The following is a 2,329-nucleotide window of genomic DNA, read 5'->3' as shown; positions in this document are numbered from 1 at the left end:
TTATTTCCCATTCCGAAATAATCAGTTCTATTTCCGTTTCCAAAGATTATTCTCAAACCGCTTTTTCCGTTTTTCGAATTTCTAACTATTTCAACTATTTCATTCAAATTATCTCCGTCTAAATCACACAGAATTTTGTTTGTTTTGTGTTTTTTAGAAATTTGGATTGTGTCAATATTTTTAACTTCGGTTTCTCTTATTGCTTCCGTGTTAAATTCTTTATTTTGGACTTTTTCAGATTCTTCTTTAACTTCTTTTTTACAAGAAATAAAAACTAGGGTAAAAAGTATTAATAGTCTAATTTTCATATTTCGGTTTCAGATTAATTTCCGATTAGACAAAGATTGATTTTAAGTATTGCCTACTTTGCGAATTGTTTCTTTTTTGATTCATTCTGATAGTTGAATTTCTGTTTTTGGTAAAGAGTTTTTTGCGAACACTTACTTTTAAACGTCTCATTTTCAACAAGATTAAATCTATTTATCTTTTATTATTTCAGTTTTTAATTTTGATTTCAGAACAAACCAAATTGGAACGATAAAAATTATAAATAAACCAAAATCAAAACTTGATTCTGTTTTAATTCTGTGTGCGATTAATGCTCCAATTAAAATTCCGGTACAAAAAAGTCCAGTTATAATTGATTGAATCGCTTTTTTCGAGAAAGTTAAATTTCCAATTTTAATTTGTTTCATATATTTTCAATAAAAAGTTACTTATTTCAGATTTTTAGAAGTTATGCCTATTAATGTTATGCCACTTAGCGATGTTGCGAACTTCGTAACCGCTCAGTTTTCGGCTAAATGAAAACTTGATGCGAAACGGTAATTCCACTAAACTCCAGCTAGCTCAAAACAGCTGTTATAGCCAGTGGTTATAATATTAAGTTACTTTTTTATAAATGGTAGAATTGCTTTAAGTAATTTTTCTAGTCCATTAATTGAGATATCTTCATCTTCTTCTTTTGTTTCTGAAATCACATTGTTATTTCCGAAATATTTTTTTACAAGTTCTTCTTTAATTTTCTGCTTTTTTTCGTCAGGTAATAGTTCAATGAAAGGTCCAATTGATGCCAATTCTAATTCAAGATTTCTATTTTGTGTTTCTAGTTTTCTATGTTTATTTGATTCTCTTGATGAGTAAACAGCAGGGTATGTCAGTACTGCTGCTGCCAAAATTCTAACTAGTGATTTGTATAAATCAAATTTCCCTCTGCTTAGTTCAATGATTGACCAAATTAATAATAAAGACATAACAACCATGAAACCTAAAGCTATCCAACGGAAAAAGTTAGCAGTTTTTTTATGTTGATTAGCGATGTTCTGGTAATTACCAGTTACTCCTACATTACCAACAATATTTACAATTTTACTAGCTTCAGATAGTTTTGAATTTAAATCTTCTATAACTTTATTTGATTGATTTTCAAGTTGCAATTTTTGCGCTTCAAAGGTCTTTTTATTTGCTTCTTTTTCTGCTTCGAATAGTTCCTTATAATTTTTTCTGTCCGATTCTACACTGTCAATAATTTTCTTTTTTTCAATTTCAAATGAGGAACTGTTGCTAGATTTGATTGATTCAAATTCTGTATTATATGTGTTTAATACATTTTGTATTTCTGTTTCTTTCGTTGTTAATTGCTGTTGTAAAGTGGTTATTTGCGCTTTTTTAGCTGTTAAGTCATCTTGTGTTACTTTTAAATCATCCTGTAGCTTACGATTTAATGATTCTAAATTTTTATAAGCATTCTCAACAGTATTTTGAAAACTGGCAACTACTTTTGAAAAGTTGAAGTCTCCTTTATTTAATGGGAGTGGTAGATTTTTAATTCTGTTTAATGCTGAATTGAAATTATTTACGGCATTTGGCAAATGACCAGCATTATTGTTTCCTAAAAAAGAATTAATCTGAACAGTAGCAGCTTCTATTTCGGAAGCTAAGCTTGTTAATTCAGCTTCTTGAACTAGAATTGGAATAGTTAACTTTAGTCTGTCACTTACGAAAAGATAGACCGCTTCAAAAAACGAAAAATTTTCAACACCAATTTTTTCTTTTCCATTTTCTGTAAAAAGGGCTTTTTTAAGTTGTTCTATTTTTTCAAAAACTATATGATTTGTAAAACTGTCTGCTGTCATAATAATCTTGTTTGTTTTCATTTGGTAGATTCGGCTTTGCTACCATTGGCTATAACTCGTTTATATCATTACAAAGTATCACCTTTTAAGGTATTTACTAACTAATACAATATTGTCGCGTCTCCAACAAATATAGCATTAAATACCAAATGTTAAAATATTGTTAGCATTTAATTAGTTAATTTTCTTACAGT

At 28.5% G+C, this 2,329-nt stretch carries 2 protein-coding genes and 1 pseudogene; all 3 read right to left on the bottom strand.

The features are described 5' to 3' along the window. Positions 1-308, bottom strand: a pseudogene (locus P8M54_RS11390) (hypothetical protein); the annotation flags it as partial. Positions 309-476: 168 nt separating this feature from the next. Beyond that, on the bottom strand, positions 477-695 hold the full coding sequence (locus tag P8M54_RS11385) for a hypothetical protein (RefSeq protein WP_300287982.1): 219 nt from the start codon (positions 693-695) through the stop codon (positions 477-479). A 192-nt stretch (positions 696-887) separates the two neighbouring features. Next, a complete protein-coding gene (locus P8M54_RS11380) occupies positions 888-2,135 on the bottom strand; it encodes a hypothetical protein (RefSeq protein WP_300287981.1) in 1,248 nt (415 codons plus the stop codon). Positions 2,136-2,329: the final 194 nt, after the last annotated feature.

It is taken from the genome of Flavobacterium sp. (assembly GCF_029242675.1).
Taxonomy (GTDB): Bacteria; Bacteroidota; Bacteroidia; order Flavobacteriales; family Flavobacteriaceae; genus Flavobacterium.
Note: the sequence above shows the minus strand (reverse complement) of the source record. Positions and strands in the feature narration are given on the sequence as shown.

Coding starts and splice junctions, on each gene's coding strand:
- P8M54_RS11380 (WP_300287981.1), bottom strand. CDS start 2,135: ATGACAGCAGACAGTTTTACAAATCATATAGTTTTTGAAAAAATAGAA.
- P8M54_RS11385 (WP_300287982.1), bottom strand. CDS start 695: ATGAAACAAATTAAAATTGGAAATTTAACTTTCTCGAAAAAAGCGATT.